This is a genomic window from Paenibacillus sp. FSL E2-0201 (assembly GCF_037963325.1).
Classification (GTDB): domain Bacteria; phylum Bacillota; class Bacilli; order Paenibacillales; family Paenibacillaceae; genus Paenibacillus_AQ.
In genome coordinates, this window is the sequence record NZ_CP150154.1 from 6,636,923 (window position 1) to 6,652,367 (window position 15,445).

15 protein-coding genes are annotated in these 15,445 nt (G+C 43.6%); 3 read left to right on the forward strand and 12 right to left on the reverse strand.

All coding sequences use genetic code 11. The features are described from left to right. Positions 1-4 precede the first annotated feature (4 nt). Together NSU15_RS29865 and NSU15_RS29870 are read right to left on the reverse strand one after the other, a co-directional pair. The gene (locus NSU15_RS29865) at positions 5-685 is read right to left on the reverse strand and encodes a DUF4956 domain-containing protein (protein ID WP_339288579.1); all 681 of its coding nucleotides are present in this window, start codon (positions 683-685) and stop codon (positions 5-7) included. Continuing rightward, the gene (locus NSU15_RS29870; RefSeq protein ID WP_339288580.1) at positions 678-1,421 is read right to left on the reverse strand and encodes a polyphosphate polymerase domain-containing protein; all 744 of its coding nucleotides are present in this window, start codon (positions 1,419-1,421) and stop codon (positions 678-680) included. The genes NSU15_RS29865 and NSU15_RS29870 overlap by 8 nt, the downstream gene beginning before the upstream one ends. Before the next feature lie 375 nt (positions 1,422-1,796). Here NSU15_RS29870 and NSU15_RS29875 point away from each other — a divergent pair, with 375 nt between their 5' ends. Then, positions 1,797-2,474 (forward strand): response regulator transcription factor, encoded by a 678-nt coding sequence (locus NSU15_RS29875; RefSeq protein WP_339288581.1) that lies wholly within the window; start codon positions 1,797-1,799, stop codon positions 2,472-2,474. Further along, positions 2,474-3,748: a HAMP domain-containing sensor histidine kinase gene (locus NSU15_RS29880; protein WP_339288582.1), complete on the forward strand. Its 1,275-nt coding sequence runs from the start codon at positions 2,474-2,476 to the stop codon at positions 3,746-3,748. Before NSU15_RS29875 ends, NSU15_RS29880 begins: the two co-directional genes overlap by 1 nt. A gap of 70 nt (positions 3,749-3,818) precedes the next feature. Here NSU15_RS29880 and NSU15_RS29885 read toward each other — a convergent pair whose 3' ends face one another. After that, positions 3,819-4,574, reverse strand: a complete 756-nt coding sequence (locus NSU15_RS29885) for a class I SAM-dependent methyltransferase (protein ID WP_339288583.1) — start codon at positions 4,572-4,574, stop codon at positions 3,819-3,821. Between the two features lie 14 nt (positions 4,575-4,588). After that, positions 4,589-5,131 (reverse strand): hypothetical protein, encoded by a 543-nt coding sequence (locus NSU15_RS29890; protein ID WP_042192886.1) that lies wholly within the window; start codon positions 5,129-5,131, stop codon positions 4,589-4,591. A 95-nt stretch (positions 5,132-5,226) separates the two neighbouring features. On the opposite strand from NSU15_RS29890, the gene NSU15_RS29895 reads away from it, so the two are divergent. Further along, complete coding sequence (locus NSU15_RS29895; protein ID WP_339291521.1) at positions 5,227-6,141, forward strand: phosphatidate cytidylyltransferase; 915 nt, start codon at positions 5,227-5,229, stop codon at positions 6,139-6,141. Positions 6,142-6,258: 117 nt separating this feature from the next. Here the strand turns inward: NSU15_RS29895 and NSU15_RS29900 are convergent, their stop codons facing one another. The 8 genes from NSU15_RS29900 to NSU15_RS29935 all read right to left on the reverse strand — a co-directional run bounded on the left by NSU15_RS29900 (position 6,259) and on the right by NSU15_RS29935 (position 15,387). Beyond that, positions 6,259-7,005, reverse strand: a complete 747-nt coding sequence (locus NSU15_RS29900) for a uracil-DNA glycosylase family protein (RefSeq protein WP_076120359.1) — start codon at positions 7,003-7,005, stop codon at positions 6,259-6,261. Between the two features lie 20 nt (positions 7,006-7,025). Beyond that, complete coding sequence (locus tag NSU15_RS29905; RefSeq protein ID WP_339288584.1) at positions 7,026-8,249, reverse strand: amidohydrolase; 1,224 nt, start codon at positions 8,247-8,249, stop codon at positions 7,026-7,028. A gap of 267 nt (positions 8,250-8,516) precedes the next feature. Beyond that, on the reverse strand, positions 8,517-10,046 hold the full coding sequence (locus tag NSU15_RS29910) for a methyl-accepting chemotaxis protein (protein ID WP_339288585.1): 1,530 nt from the start codon (positions 10,044-10,046) through the stop codon (positions 8,517-8,519). Positions 10,047-10,183: 137 nt separating this feature from the next. Beyond that, positions 10,184-10,813: a polysaccharide deacetylase family protein gene (locus tag NSU15_RS29915; RefSeq protein WP_339288586.1), complete on the reverse strand. Its 630-nt coding sequence runs from the start codon at positions 10,811-10,813 to the stop codon at positions 10,184-10,186. After that, on the reverse strand, positions 10,813-11,415 hold the full coding sequence (locus tag NSU15_RS29920; protein ID WP_339288587.1) for a polysaccharide deacetylase: 603 nt from the start codon (positions 11,413-11,415) through the stop codon (positions 10,813-10,815). Before NSU15_RS29920 ends, NSU15_RS29915 begins: the two co-directional genes overlap by 1 nt. Positions 11,416-11,441: 26 nt before the next feature. Then, a complete protein-coding gene (locus tag NSU15_RS29925) occupies positions 11,442-12,038 on the reverse strand; it encodes a sensor domain-containing protein (protein ID WP_339288589.1) in 597 nt (198 codons plus the stop codon). Positions 12,039-12,233: 195 nt separating this feature from the next. Next, positions 12,234-14,021, reverse strand: a complete 1,788-nt coding sequence (locus tag NSU15_RS29930; protein WP_339288591.1) for a hybrid sensor histidine kinase/response regulator transcription factor — start codon at positions 14,019-14,021, stop codon at positions 12,234-12,236. A 187-nt stretch (positions 14,022-14,208) separates the two neighbouring features. Beyond that, a complete protein-coding gene (locus tag NSU15_RS29935; RefSeq protein WP_339288592.1) occupies positions 14,209-15,387 on the reverse strand; it encodes a PQQ-binding-like beta-propeller repeat protein in 1,179 nt (392 codons plus the stop codon). Positions 15,388-15,445: the final 58 nt, after the last annotated feature.

Consider the following 15,445-nt stretch of genomic DNA (forward strand, 5'->3'; position numbering starts at 1 on the left):
TATCTTAATAGTCATTAGCAGTTGGAGTCATGGTCAGAGACAGGTCTAAATTACCGTTCCGGGTACGAATCGCATCCAAAAATTCCTTCTGGTTCACAGCCTCGCCCAGCGTAACGGCATAGACTAGTTCATATAAACTACCAAGCTCAGTCGTTCTAATCTTCTTAAGCTCATACCCCACATTAAATTTGTTGAAAACTTCAGCGAATGCCTCCTCATAGCCCAGACTCTCTGGAATAGTCACTTTTAGTGTTTTTTGCGAAGTTGTTCTAACCCCAAAGTTAGTCCGATTCAGAATAAACATCAGAGCGCATAGGATAAGGGTGAACAAGACCGCGTATCCAAAGGAACCTACTCCACAGGCCAGTCCTGATGCCATGGTAAACAATACAAATGTGATATCCTTCGGATCACCAGGCGCACTTCTGAACCGAATGATGGAGAATGCTCCGGCAAGACTGAAAGCTCTGGCAACATTACTGCCAATAAGCAGAATGATGATGGCTACAATTACGGGCAGCAGTACCATCGTAAGTGTGAAGCTTTGCGAATACCCGCCGGAATTTGTCTTCATATAGGTGTAGCTAATGATCCCGCCAAGGGCGATAGCTATAAAAATAGTTAGGATTGCGTTGGTAAACGTCAACTCTGTACTCGTAGCTACGGTAAATAATGAATCAAGCATAGAGGGCACTCTCCCGTTCTGTTTTACTGTTCTTCAGCATTTTTTTATATTCGTTACCGTACTTGGAGAAGCTTGTACGGTACATTTGATGCTCTGAGAGCATTTTGGCCAGCCAGACCGGAATCGTGTTCTCAGCCTTTACTTCCATAAGCCACTGCCCCAGCTCCAGCAAAGGTTCGCCATAGACGCCGTGCTCCATCTTCAGATCGTACCGCCGACTTCGGATGTTCGTATCGAACGTGATTCTTAAATCGCGATTTTTTTTACAGAACAATGCTTTTCGGTCATACGACAGATACACCTTAGGCTCCAATTCATACCGCGTTAAAAAGTATTTAATCTCTTCAATCACCTGTTTGTTCATATAATCCTTAAATTCTGGCTCTCTACCGGTGGCAATAAAAGCATAAGCCTCGTTCAATTTGAGCGATGTTCTTCGTTTATTAACCAGCCCGAATACCTTTTTCTTGATTTCCAGATACACCTTTGTATCTTGATTCGGAACACCGTAAGCTCTTAAACGAAGCTTCTCTTTGTACTTGGGCTTCGCAAGACTGTTACGAATCAGGGTGTTGTGCTCGGTGTCATAATATAAGTTGGTGATGGAGTAAAACTCATGTTGTTTGTTGAAGTCGTCTAGTTCCATATATTCAAGCAATTGGTTATAAAATCTATAATAGGCTTCGTTGTCTAACAAATATTTGTTCTCATAACGGTTGAATACCTCAATCGCCATATCGGATCATTCCTTTCTGTTTATCGTTGTCTCATGTGCTTATGAATGTATCTTAGATCCCAAACCTTTAATGAATCTTAAATGGTTATACAAACTACCCCACTACAGGTGTAAATCGTAACTCCGGTGAATGTTGGACTTCCGGCCGCTGTTGTCTGCAGATTTCTTGATTTAAACTGCTATTCGCAGTGGAAATCCGCAGACAAAGGCGGACGCTATCGCTCCTACAGTTCCAAAATCCCCCTCCGTTACTTGCCACCTATTCAATTTTCACACTACACTTTTATACCAACCTTCATTAAGGTTCAATAAAGGTAATACTGATATAATGACCTCAATAACAAATACTGGTTCTATGTAGGGGATGGCAAAACCATGAGAATATTAATCGTAGAAGACGAGCTTCATCTCGCTGAAGCCTTAACTCAAATAATAAAAAAACATAATTATTCAGTAGACGCAGTCCATGACGGTAGATCGGGTCTGGATTACGCACTGAGCGGAATTTATGATTTGCTGCTGCTCGACATTATGCTGCCTGAGATGGATGGGGTTAGCGTCCTCAAGACGCTGCGCAAGAAAGGGGTATCCACTCCTGTTATCCTGCTTACTGCAAAGGGGGAGATAACAGATATGGTCACTGGCCTGGACTACGGGGCTGATGATTATATCGCCAAACCTTTTTCCTCGGAGATCTTACTGGCACGAATAAGGGCTGTACTAAGACGTAAAAGCGAGGTTATTCCAGATGATACTTTAAAGTTCGGGGATATTGAATTGAATACATCGACTCTGAAGCTTACCGTGGGTGGCAAAGAGATCAAGCTGAACCTAAAGGAAAGTGAATTATTGGAGCTTCTGATCTTGAGGAAACAAGCCGTAACCTCCAAAGAACAAATTATTGAGAAGTTATGGGGCTTCGATTCTGACGCTGAGCACAACAATGTGGAGGTGTACATTTCTTTTTTGAGAAAAAAACTGACCTTCTTAAGTTCGACTGTACGCATTAGTACAATCAGAAATGTAGGGTATGTATTAGAGGTGACGGCCTAATGTTCACGAAGCTCAGAAATCGATTTCTTATTGTTAACCTAGTAACTATATCCGTAATAATGCTGGTGGCTTTCATCTCGATTTATGTCATTACGTACCAAGATGTCCAAAACAATATTCAGATGGATCTTCACAGAATTATGGAGAACTACAAGTCTCCTGGTGGTGATACAGGACGAATGGGCTCAACTAAGGGAAGTTCCCAGTTACCCCATGCTGATAATAAACGTATGGATAACGGAACTCCGCCTCCAGAACGGTCCGTCTCATTTATGCTGAAGATAGATACAGCGTCGAACCTCATAGAGAAAGATTCCAAATTTACGATGGATGATGAATTTTATAATACGGCTCTGCAAGAAGCGCTAAGTGCCAATAAAGATACCGGAAGGTTCACCTTGGATAGCAGCAAATGGATCTTCAACATCCAGCATACGAATGATGGGGCGATGCTTGTATTTCTGGATATCACTGCAGAGCAAAAAATCCTCACCAATCTAATCTATACCTTCTCTGTAGTTGGCTCGGTGATGCTGATTATCTTATACTTCGCAAGCCGATTTTTTGCTAATCGTTCCATTGCACCGGTGAAGGAGGCTTTTGATAAACAGAAGCAGTTTATTGCTGATGCTTCCCATGAGCTGAAGACGCCATTGACCATAATTAATACCAATACAGATGTTCTTCTGTCCAACAGTGACGACACCATTCACAATCAGTCGAAGTGGCTGCAGTATATTAAATCAGAAACAGAGAGAATGACCAATCTGACCAATGATCTACTGTACCTGACTGAGATTGACAATTCCAGATCGACCATGATGTATTCAAAGTTTAATCTGAGCGATGCGGTTGAAAATATTATTTTGACGATGGAAGCCGTAATCTTCGAGAAGCATATCTCGCTTGAATATGACATTGAGCCTAACCTGACCGTGCTAGGGAACAGTGAACAGATCAAACAAGTGATTATGATCCTTTTGGACAACGCTGTAAAATATTCGAATCCAAAAGGCTCAGTCACCTTATCCCTTAAAAAGCAACATAATGACATGGTATTAGCAGTCACCAATACGGGTGAGGGTATTGCATCGGAGCACTTAGCAAGAATCTTTGACCGATTCTACCGTACGAATGCTTCCCGAGCGCGTAAACAAGGGGGTTATGGCCTGGGGCTGGCGATTGCCAAATCCATCGTTGAACAACATAAAGGAAAAATTTACGCCAAAAGCACGGTCGGCGAATCCACCACCTTTTACGTTCATCTTTCGTAACTAAAAGTAAAAAAAGACTCATTCCCTGTTATCACTAGGATTTGAGTCTTTTTAATATACTGATAATTTTCTATACTTCGCCCCAATAGACCTCTGTCTCATATTCAAATATTACTTTATCATCCTGTTTATTTCGTTCAAATAGGCTCCGCAGCTCCGTCATCATATTCTCGTAACGTGGATCTCCAGGGGCCGGAATGTAGGAAGACGATCTCGCCCGCCCGCTTAATCCTTCGAAATCAAACACCTGCTGATTGCTAAAGTGCGCTACTTGCATCTGTCCTGTCTTAAAAAAGGAACTAAGGATCTCAGGTGTAATGTTCTTATGATTAACTTGAGTGTAGTCCGTGCCGAAGGTTTGCACCAGCTGCTCATATTCCTCCAGAAATGGGGTACCGTAAGTACGCCGAGAATTCCATATCAGAACCGCCTTTCCGCCCGGTTTAAGAATCCGTCTGAACTCCAATTGCGCTGCGTCCCTATCAAACCAGTGAAACGCTTGGGCACACACGATAAAGTCTATGGAATGGTCCGAAAGTTCTGTCTTTTCGGCAGACCCTGGCGATACGCGGAAATGATTATCCTTTGCGAACTTCTCTTCCGCAGCTGTGCGCATTTCCGGATTTGGTTCAACGGCAGTCACGCGACTCCCGCGCTCCAGAAGCAATGCTGAGAATATTCCCGTTCCTGCGCCAATATCAGCAATATCACAATTCGGTTTTAGCCCAATCGTATGATACAAATAATCAATGGCTTCTTTAGGATAACTGGGGCGATATTTCACATACGAATCTACCCGATTTGAAAACCGTTCTTTGTTATTCATCTAAATACTCTCCCTTAGCTTTTAGGTTCGTACTCACTTAATTTGCCTTGATAGATCAGCTTCAGCCGATCGCTTTGCCGAAAATCATCCGGCGTTACGAGCGCAGGCAGCTTGTTCCATAGCTTAATGCCGGACCTCTCCAGAATTTCTGCTACAAATTGTGAGCAGAAGTAGGAGTTGCTGAATTCGACGGGTTCCTTTAGTGCGATACCAATCACGCCGAGAATATTATAAAGATACTTTTGACGACTTCGGATAAAGACTTTGAGTACCCGCTCCATTTTCTCCACTTCACGGGCTGTTACTTGAAGTTCGTAAAGAACACATGTTGTATTGGGATACTTACTGAACGTGCCTGTCTTAATATCCTCCTTCACGAATCCTCCATTCAGAGGGTTGCTTGGATGCTTTCTGCCAAAGCTATATAACTCGGAGAGCTCCCGATTAAAGGAGATCGAGGCATGATTATAAGGAGCTCTCGTGTAGCCTTGAATAAGCTTCGTAAAGAGCGTTCCGGTATTCGTAAGTAAGATAAAGACCGATGGATCATCTGCCATTTACAATTTTCCCCTTATCAAGATTGGACGTTTCCTTCATAATAACATATGAACCCATTAATGGAATCTACTCTACGACAAGTTGGTGATTAGCTATCGACCGCTCTCTATTAACGGTAATCCTGATTTTTGCAGCCTTATCGGCCATTCACTTGATGTATGCAGTTATAGGCAAATTACAGCCCAGTAAAGATTATACAGGGATCGGCTTCCGCATCAAAACCTGGTGGGGAATGCTTTTTATCTTTTGTTTGGCTACTCTCTTTAATCCAGTCGTCTCACTACTGGCACTAATGGTGCTGACCTTCTTCGCACTCAAAGAATATTTCTCCATGATAAAGTCGCGAAAGTCCGACCGCAGACTATTTCTGTGGGCGTATTTATCTATTCCACTACAGTTCTACTGGATTTATATCGAGTGGTACGGGATGTTTATTGTGTTTATTCCGGTCTATGTATTCCTGCTCCTACCGCTCCCTAGGTTGATCAATAAAGGAACAGTCGGTTTTCTACGCAGCGTTAGTTCAACGCAATGGGGACTTATGCTAATGGTTTTTGGGCTTAGTCATTTGGCATACTTTCAATTTGCTACACCGGAGTATGGAGCGGGGCTTGTATTATTCCTAGTAGTGCTGACACAGCTGAATGATGTGATCCACTATCTCGCATCCCTCTATCTGGGAAAGCGCAAAGTGGTCCCAACCGCCAACCCGTATTTAACCTGGGAAGGTTTTGCCTGTGCGTTTGTCGTAACAACCGGGGTCTCCTATTTGATCTATCCCTACCTGACGCCGCTCAACCCGATCTTCGGTTTCCTGTCAGGCATGCTAATCAGTTTGAGCGGCTTCTTGGGTAGCTTAACGGTTTCCGTGCTGAAGCGAGATTTGCTCATCGGTGATGGGGATAAATTCGTAGCTTTAAAAGAAAGCTATTTAAGCCGTGTGGATAGCTTGACCTACACCTCGCCGGTCTTTTTCCATGTCATCCGTTATTTCTTCGATTTCATGTAAATTAGTTTTCTACAACGATTTTGGTCGCTTGGCCGATAGGTTCTCCACTGCCTTGCTCCTTAGAATTAATCGTATCTTAACGTGAGGTTCAGGAAAAATGTCGCAATAGATAGCCGTTCAGGCGTTCCATAAATGATCTTGGAGCGTCTTTGTCATGTCCTCTCGATGGCTGGCAAACTGCTTAAATCTATGTCCGTTCGCCCCAGATGGATGAGGAAATCCCCATAAACAGCGGTGATCATCGAGCTTACCCTCAGAAACCAAAAGCTGGAGCATTTCCTCCACCGTTTTTCCTAAAGGAATAATTAAAGCTTGGCTCAGGATGCCCAGCTCCTGCTCTAACGACAATAGCGCACATTCACTAAGGAACGGATCTGAACGTAGCTTAGGATGTGCCCCATTATAATTTTTCTTCTCTACGAATACAGGAAAACGCAATAAAGAGGTGGTATGCAGGTTCGTTTGCTGCTTCTGAAACAATTGGTCACAAGAGGTAAGGTTCAAGTACTGATGAAGCCCAAGTGTATCTAGCATGTGAATTAACGTACTCCTCATGGAGCCTGCGAATCTCGCCGCTTCTTTTGCTTTTCTGCATACCTCTTCATCTGAAAGCCCGGCTTTCAACCCAATGACTGCTTCTTGTATGGCTATTCTCATTTGTGTAAAACCGGGTGTTAGTCCGATAATAATCACCTTTGCAGAAGGATTAATGTATTCATTGTGCGGTGCATAGTACATTTCAAGCTTCCCGCTTCGCTTCATTAGAAGCTTATCCACCTGCAGATCATCTTTCGATAGCGCGGTCCCCTTCGGAAGAGAGAGCATCGCTGCTTTATACTGTTGTAAATGGTTAGAGATGAGCATGTCATCCACCTCTCATATCCCTATAATGATCCACTCACGAGACACCCTTCGAACCATACCGCTTGACGGTCCGCTCTTCTTGCTACTGCTTCGGCCGAGCAGCTGGCATGCAGCAGCACAAAGCTTGCCGTGTCTCCTACTTTTGGCCATACCTGTTCACCTTTTAGATTAAGAGGCGTTATCCCTCCTGTTATGAATCTAAGGGATTGCGATAATGACCGTTCATCACTACACCCATATAACTCTGCGTACCGTCCCGCCTTCTCCAATTGATCTCCATTTCCAAAAGGAGACCAGTGATCCGTAAGGCTGTCTGTTGCCAGTTTCACTTGTACACCTTGGCTGTGCAGCATCGGTAGTGGCATCATCATTCTTCCAATAGGTACTGTGGATGCAATACCCATACTAAGTGATGCCATCCGTGCAGCCATTTCTTCTGCTTCCTGCTGCGGAGCACCTGCGAACCAGAATGCGTGACTAACGGTCACCTTGCCCTGTAAGCCAGCTTCTTCTGTGAGATCAGCCAAACGCGACAGCGTCTGCTTTCCTGCTTCTTTTCCATCATGTAAGTGAAGATCAATACCAGCATTATTCATTACTGCTAGCTCGACCATGGTCTGAAGTGACTTCTCGATATCTCCATCCACTGAGTATGGATCGACACCACCTACATAGGTTGCCCCCTCTGCCAGGGATTGCTTTACTAATTCAACAGAATTAGAGCGAAGCAGACCATGCTGCGGGAAGGCTACAATTTCAGATGATATCTTGCCGGAAAAGGTCTCCAAGGCTTGCATTGTTGCCTCTAAACGCTTCAGACCGCTGACAGGCTCAATATTACAATGACTACGCACATGTGTAGCACCAAACCGCTGTATAAGCGTCAAGATGCTCTCCGCTTGTTGTCTCGCCATGGGCAGCAGCTTAGGCAATAATATCTTCTCTTCCTCAATCCGTTCAAAGACACTGGACGCAGGCTTTACTGCCTTCCATGGTCCAGCAAAATATGTTTTATCTAAATGGATATGCGCCTCCTCAAAAGAAGGAAGCATTAATAACCCCTTGCAGTCATATTTAGGTAGATGACTCTGAAGCTCCACGTCCGCTCCAACCACTTCTGAAATCTTATCCCCGTCAATTCGGATATGACAAACCTTCGTATCCGTACCAACCACTTGTCCATCCTCAAAAACATAACCCTGCTCTAAACTTATATGGGTTAACCAGTAAGAAGCATTTAACATGCTACCCCATCCTTTTCTCAACAATTTAATATAGGTGCGAACCACATTCTAAATGTACTGTTATGGTACCATAGCCCTCACCATATAAAAAATGATTGAAAGGTTTTTAGCATAAGACTATATCGTAAACATCCCAACCTCTAACTTTAAAAATACAGATAACTCACTGAGTTCTCTAAGTTTGGTCGTCATCTCATCGATAGTCGCAAGCTGCTCCTCCGTGGAAGCCGCCACTTCCTGTGAGGAGGACGCCGACTGATCAATGAGCTATGAAGATTGTACCAGAGCCTTCAATGATTGCTGTGACATTGTAGACAACTCACCAAATATGCCTTGAATTCGCAGCGTGCTTTGGGTCGTTAGATTAACTTTCCGAACGATTTCCTCCAGGGATTGTTGCCCTTGTAACACTAAACCATTCTGTTGATTGACCACTTGTTGACTCGATTCCATCGTTTTGACCGCTGCATTCGTATCCGCTTGAATCGCGCCAACAAGCTCGGCAATCTGCTCGGCCGCTCTTTCGGAGCCTTCAGCAAGCTTACGGATCTCTCCTGCAACTACAGCAAAACCTTTCCCTTGTTCTCCAGCGCGGGCCGCTTCAATGGCTGCATTAAGCGCGAGTAGATTCGTCTGACTGGCTAATTCAGAGATCACGGTAATAATCTCACCAATTTGGTTGGATCGGTTGTTCAGCTGTGCAATAGTCTCTGTTGAGCGCTCAATGGAACTAACCATAGTTTCCAAGTGATCAACAGATGCCTGGTTTGCACGCTGGCCAGTTTGCACGGCTTGTATTAAATGATTGGAATCGTGAACTGTCTTTACCGTCTCCTGCATAATTCCCTCGGAGATTTCACCTGTCCGTTCCATCATCGTGAGTACTTGCCGCACATGCTCTGCTTGCTCCGCGGACCTCTCAGCCATGTCCGTAATAATCGTTGTGATTTGCTTAGATGTTTCATTCGTCTGCTCTGCTGAAACTTGCAGCAGCCCTGCATTTTCATTCAGATGATTGGCCTGTGAAGTGACATTCCCAACGATGGCCCGAATGTTATCCAGAAACTGATTCATGGAATACGCCAACATCCCAATCTCATCATTTCGCTTCATGTCCAGCTTCTTGGTCAGATCGCCTCCGTGTTCCACAAGCTCCATTACATGCTCATTGATCCTGCGCAGCGGTCGTACAATAAGTCGGGTTAAGATAATGAAGAGCACAACAATAAAAATAATCAAAGCGATAATAAAACCGCCTATAATTAAAAATTGGTTATCCATCATAGGCTCCAAAATCTGTTTTACAGGCATCGCCAGCACTAACTTATAATCTGTATCGCCAATCCTTGTAAAGGCATACACATTCTTCGAATCCTCCGTACCGCTAGTTCCCATAGATCGTGCTATGACCTCACCAACTTTTTGCAGTTGTATGTCCGGTTCATCAGATATAGCTTTACCTATAACGTGCTTAGGGTTCTGGCTTGCTACGTATCGTCCAGCTTTATCTATGACAAAATAATAACCTGCACCCTCCTCCTTCATTCCAGCCAAGCTCTTCTCGAAATCATTCGAGAATTGACTATTTAGTTTAGTAGAAGTAAGTTCCACCTTATAGTTAAGCTTTTGTTCAACTTCATGACTGAGAATTTCATTAAACTTAGAAAATGTGTACATACATAGACCTGCAAAAATCAACACCATGTATACTACAGAAACGGTCATAACGATGGTTCGAACAGTTTTCTTTTTCAATGTCAGAATTCCCTTCCAATCTAGTGACATCATGTCATCCATATCTACAGATTAATCTGACCGTGATGTTTGACTCTCGACCTAGCTTCTCCAATACGACTAGCTTCCTTGTTCAACAGCTCATCCACCCGCAGGCCCGTTAACCCCCTTCTAGGAATCTCCTTTAAGACTTCTTCCAGTCATGTGATCATGTTCAATGGCGCTTCTCGATCTGCCCCCGGTGTATCACCATTGTCGTGCAGAACGATGATAGAACCGGGTTTTATCTTTTTCAATAAGTCATGCTTTATTTGCGCTGCGCTAACTGACGCTTTCCAGTCCCCCACCATTACAGACCACAACACTACCCGATAAGAACGTCTAAGAAAGATAAGATCGCCTAAATTAAGGAGCCCCCACGGTGGGCGATACAAGATAGGCCGCTCTCCTGTAATCCGCTCCACAATATCAGCTGTTCGATCTACTTGCTTCCGTCTATTCGTCCATGGGGTGTAAATCCAGTTAGGCGTATGCGTATAATTATGAATGCCGATCTGATGTCCTTCCCGGTGCATTCGCTGGATTAAATCCGGGAATTGCTCAGCCTTTTTGCCTAATACGAAGAAGGTTGCCTTAAGGTCATGTTCATGTAACAAGTCCAGTAGTTCAGGGGTATAGCATGGATCTGGTCCGTCATCGAAAGTAAAAGCCACTTCCTTCGCAGCATTTCCTCTGGATACAACACCCCATCCTAATATTCGAGTAATCACAAACGGAACAATCATATAAAGAATAATCGCATCTATAGCTAAAACAAGGAGCGTCCACATTAGGAAACCGCCTCTTTCCTTCGAGGAGCAAACCGCGCTTTCAAAGACTGCTTACTAAGCACGAGCATCTTAGGAGACAACTTCTCCGTGCTGTCCTCAACGCGATGTTTCCCCTCCGGATGCAGCATCCGAAGTAAGAACCGAAGATAGATTCCGAACCATCGCCGCTGCCATTTGGACTTGATAGGATGCTGCTCAAACCCTATTCCATGAATGATCCCGCGGTGAAGTAGCGTAATCCCCGTTAACGCCTGCACTTTGCTTAGTTCTGGATTGCTATCCAGTTCACGACTAATCTCCTTCATGGCCTCGCGAAGCATACGTGCAATACGGATTCCGGCCCGGTCAGCGCCGAGTGTGCGCGTTAGCTGCACTACCTGACGATTATCCAGATGAAGCTCACCCACCCAATCTCCGGGAAGTATCTGATGCCCATCTTGGCAGACTATACTTTCACCGTGATACTTCAACACTACCAATTTACATATCCCGTATCTCCACACGGACTGGCTGCGGAATTTGGTGACAACAGCAAATAGGTTCTCCCACATCATCCAAAGGGATTGAGAGAATATTTTTATTAATGAAACTGAAGCTACCATTATTCTTCCTTCTTTCCTGTTTAAGATTATCTTCTAGCAAAATCTTTCACTAAACGCCGCGTATACCTGCCGATCATCTTTACCAGCCTGTTTCCGAGATAAGCACCTATCCATAGAAACAATGCACCTAACAGCATGAAAAAAAGTGAAATGTTCAGCGTATTATTTTCAATCCCGAATAACGATATAGAAGAGATGCCGAGTAAGTACAAGACAGGTGCGAACAAGAGAATAATAGGGGCCAAGTAAAAAAGAGTTGCACAGATAAGGCTGAGCATTCCAATTCCAAGTTGCAGCATCAACCCTATAATCGCTCTCCAATTATGTTCATTCAGAAACTCTGCCTTAACTTTTTCCCACAAGCTTCCTTCTTCTTGAGATCGGGTTGGGAGCGTGCGAACGGAGATATCCGTATAGACTTTCGTTCGAATTCGCTCATGCTGTAAAAAAGTCTCGGTAGAACGTAAAACATAATAAAGGATCGGAATCCCTACTAAGGTAAAGGACATCGCAACTCCAAAGGTGATGCCTACCAAATAAAAGCAGAAGTAAAATAGCCCTGTGGCAAAAGTAATTAATAAGAAACAGAAATTCCTCACATGTTTCCGGATCATTTGATTCATTTTCTTTTCTCCCTCTCTGCACTAAAAATTTGTTCATCTATGCAGCTCTTATGCTAATGCTCCTGATGTAAAATCGACCAGTGCCATAATGTCATATGACAGTTTTTCATACAAAGAAGCACCTTTCGCCTACTCCCACAAGGGAAAATAGACAACAAGGTGCTCGCTCTACAATTTCAGATCATTCGGTTTTAGTTATTCCGAAGTGCCAAAGGCTTTCTCTACAGCCTCTTCGCGTTTCCGGACACCTAGCTTAGCATAGATGGTAGAAGCATAATTCCTCACCGTTCCATCGGACAAATACAATTTGGCAGCAATGGACTTATAACGCATGCCCTTTGACAGACATTCTAGAATCTCCAGCTCACGCGGCGTCAGCCCATATTCATTACTCTGCTCAGTCGGCGCTTCAGAAGATGGATGCATCTCATAATGATCAATTAATACATTCGTAATATCTGGTGTGATCATCTTTACCCCCCGATGTACAAGACGTATTCCTTCGAATAGTTCTTGCGGCTCGGTAGACTTTAATAAGTAGCCATCTGCCCCGTTTTGCAGTGCTTCGACTGCCATATCTGTTTCTTGAAAAGTGGTCAGGATCAATACTCGTACCCCTGGCCATTTTTGCTTAATAAGCTTGGTTGCTTCTGCACCGTCCATACCCGGCATATTTAAGTCCATCAGCACCACATGAGGTTGATCTTGCTCGCAGAAGCTTATTGCTTGTTCACCATTCTCTGCTAACCCTAGGATCTCAAAATCGGGTTCCTGCTCTAAAATAATTCGCAGACTATCCCGGATATAAGGCTGATCATCTACCAGTAGTAAGCGAACCGTTTCCTCCTGTATCTCTTCAAGCCTTGGTAAACTGCAGGTCACTAGGGTTCCTTCCCCTGGCTTAGAGTAGAGATACACTTGGCCTTGCAGGTTAGAAGCACGTTCCTTCATCGCGTTCACACCAAATCCTGCTTTTAAATCTTTAGTGCCTAATCCATTATCCTGCACTTCCAGTCGAATTAACTTCTCTTCGTAATGCAGGGTGATGACAATTTCACTGGCTTGACCATGACGAACAGCGTTGGTTATCGACTCTTGCAAACATCTATATAAGGTCATTTTAGCCTGCTTGGATATTGTATAAGCCTCTCCGAAAGTTCTTAGACGAACCTTAACCTTCGAAAAGGTTTGGAAATCATCCACTAATTTCTGCAGGGACTGCATAAGCGTCAATGAATCCTGCGAAGAGCCGACATGGTGCAAATATCGACGGACATCATCTAGGCCATTACGAGTTAGCTTTAACAAGGTATCTATCTTTTGCTCCCCATCCGGGGTGTCCACCTCAGAACGTAAAGTTTCTAGTCCCATAATAATTGAAGTATATGAGTGACCCACCGTATCATGCAGATCTTTGGACAACCGATCTCGTTCTTCCAGAAGCGTCATACGCTCGACTTGTGAGATATACTGCTCCAAGACCGCATTCTGATCCTTAATGATTCCGCTCTGCTTGTGATTCACCACCAGTAAATGAAAAGCAAAACCAAGCGTATACACCAAACCAATATTCAGGATCATCGATACAGCATCCATTTGTTGTGACAATCTAGATAACATAATTGGAATCAGAATAACCGTGATCGGAGCTGACCAACGATAGGACTTCTGTGCACTATTGCTGGCAATCATAAAAGCGATAGGCAGGAAAGTTACATACGATTCAGGGAACAGAGCAGCCAAATATAAGCATAGACCACCCGAAAGGAGGATCTCCGCAATCAGATAATACTTGTAATGCAACTGCAAACAAAACCAAGGCACTGAAAAAGAGAGCACGCCCCATACAAACGCGATCCAGAAAGGAATCGTAAAATCCTCCGAGAGATAACACATGGTGATCATAAAAGAAGTAGAAAAACAAATCCGAAACAGGAGGACGAGCCAATCGTACCAGAACCACTGTTTGACCAGATTAAACAAGACATTTCCCCCTATAAATTCTGCTGACTAGACCCTTATTATAGTGTAACCCCCTGAGGCCTTACTAGTTACAAAAGGTCATGATATGGGATGACATTTCCGCTAAGGGTGTAATTACTGAATAAGAAAAAGGACGCCATCCCTTTAGGGGCAGCATCCTTGATCCATCCTCTATAGATTTCTGGAATTAAAACTTAATTCGTGAAAATCCATTATTCGTCATTACATACCCCACGCCGTTACCCACATAGTTGAAATTAATATCATCCTTCAGCTTAAAAGTATAATCTACTGCGAGCGTTTTAGGATTTAAAACATATGTGGCGGAACCCGGGAAGCCAAGCTCAATATTACCATCCTGTAATCGGTCCAACGATACAAAAAATTCTGTCTCATCTTTAAGCGCTACCGACTTAACCAATCCTTTGACATTATATAGAGACAGCTTGCCATTGGCATAAACCCCATAAACTTCACCAAGTGAGGATACGACAGCATCACCTGCGATATCTCTTCCCCACAGTAGATTACCTTTAGTGTTGAATCCGAATAACCGATTCCCTGTCTTTGGTATATTAGTACGGATTAGTACTGTTCCATCGGAAAGCACCTGATTGTAAGACACTTCAGTGTACGAATCGGCTGGCATTTGATATGTAAACACTGAATTTAAGGAAGAATCGAGTGCCTGGATACGTGAGCCTTTCCCACCACCGTAATTCGTTTGAATTAAGACACGATTTCCTTGCGCCAATACCGTTCCTTTATAAGAAATTTTTTTTACTTTGGTACCACTTTTATTAATTAAAGTTAGTGACCCGTTATAATTCCCATTGTTATCAAAATTACCTTGGGATGCAAAGACTAAACTCCCGTTATCAAGTCTATATAAGTATCCCTCTGTCTGAGACAAATTCACTTTCCATTTCCGTTTTCCGTCTGGTCCCACCGCATAGATCTGAGTTGCGTCAGGTGAAAGATTATCTGTAAAGGTTATGTATACCGTTCCATCTGGCGCCACTATATAATCTTTCGATTCACGAAACATCGCTGTGCCAGGGTCTGCAAAATTAACTGACCACTTTAGCTTCCCTGTCTGTATATCATAAGATTTCAGCGTATCAACCAACCATACCTTAGTTTGGGTAGCATGCTCTTCCTTAGTGTGGAGATACACTGTATTTAATGATGGAACCTCCACGGAACCCCCTTCTATGCTTTCTAATGCTCCCACAACATTCAGCTGACTCCATTGGGGGCTAGGTAATTTCGTTACTGTTCCAGCGGCCTCTACAACATTAAAAGATAGCGTACTGGCGGTAATCAGCAAGAGCGCAAGAAGACCTGTAAATATTCCTTTTTTCAAAAAATATCAACCTTTCTTTCCATAAATAGTATATATCATGTTACTTTACTACCTTTTT

Coding starts and splice junctions, on each gene's coding strand:
- NSU15_RS29910 (WP_339288585.1), bottom strand. CDS start 10,046: ATGGATGACATGATGTCACTAGATTGGAAGGGAATTCTGACATTGAAA.
- NSU15_RS29880 (WP_339288582.1), top strand. CDS start 2,474: ATGTTCACGAAGCTCAGAAATCGATTTCTTATTGTTAACCTAGTAACT.
- NSU15_RS29865 (WP_339288579.1), bottom strand. CDS start 685: ATGCTTGATTCATTATTTACCGTAGCTACGAGTACAGAGTTGACGTTT.
- NSU15_RS29875 (WP_339288581.1), top strand. CDS start 1,797: ATGAGAATATTAATCGTAGAAGACGAGCTTCATCTCGCTGAAGCCTTA.
- NSU15_RS29885 (WP_339288583.1), bottom strand. CDS start 4,574: ATGAATAACAAAGAACGGTTTTCAAATCGGGTAGATTCGTATGTGAAA.
- NSU15_RS29915 (WP_339288586.1), bottom strand. CDS start 10,813: ATGTGGACGCTCCTTGTTTTAGCTATAGATGCGATTATTCTTTATATG.
- NSU15_RS29900 (WP_076120359.1), bottom strand. CDS start 7,005: ATGCTCATCTCTAACCATTTACAACAGTATAAAGCAGCGATGCTCTCT.
- NSU15_RS29905 (WP_339288584.1), bottom strand. CDS start 8,249: ATGTTAAATGCTTCTTACTGGTTAACCCATATAAGTTTAGAGCAGGGT.
- NSU15_RS29920 (WP_339288587.1), bottom strand. CDS start 11,415: ATGGTAGCTTCAGTTTCATTAATAAAAATATTCTCTCAATCCCTTTGG.
- NSU15_RS29870 (WP_339288580.1), bottom strand. CDS start 1,421: ATGGCGATTGAGGTATTCAACCGTTATGAGAACAAATATTTGTTAGAC.
- NSU15_RS29925 (WP_339288589.1), bottom strand. CDS start 12,038: ATGAATCAAATGATCCGGAAACATGTGAGGAATTTCTGTTTCTTATTA.
- NSU15_RS29890 (WP_042192886.1), bottom strand. CDS start 5,131: ATGGCAGATGATCCATCGGTCTTTATCTTACTTACGAATACCGGAACG.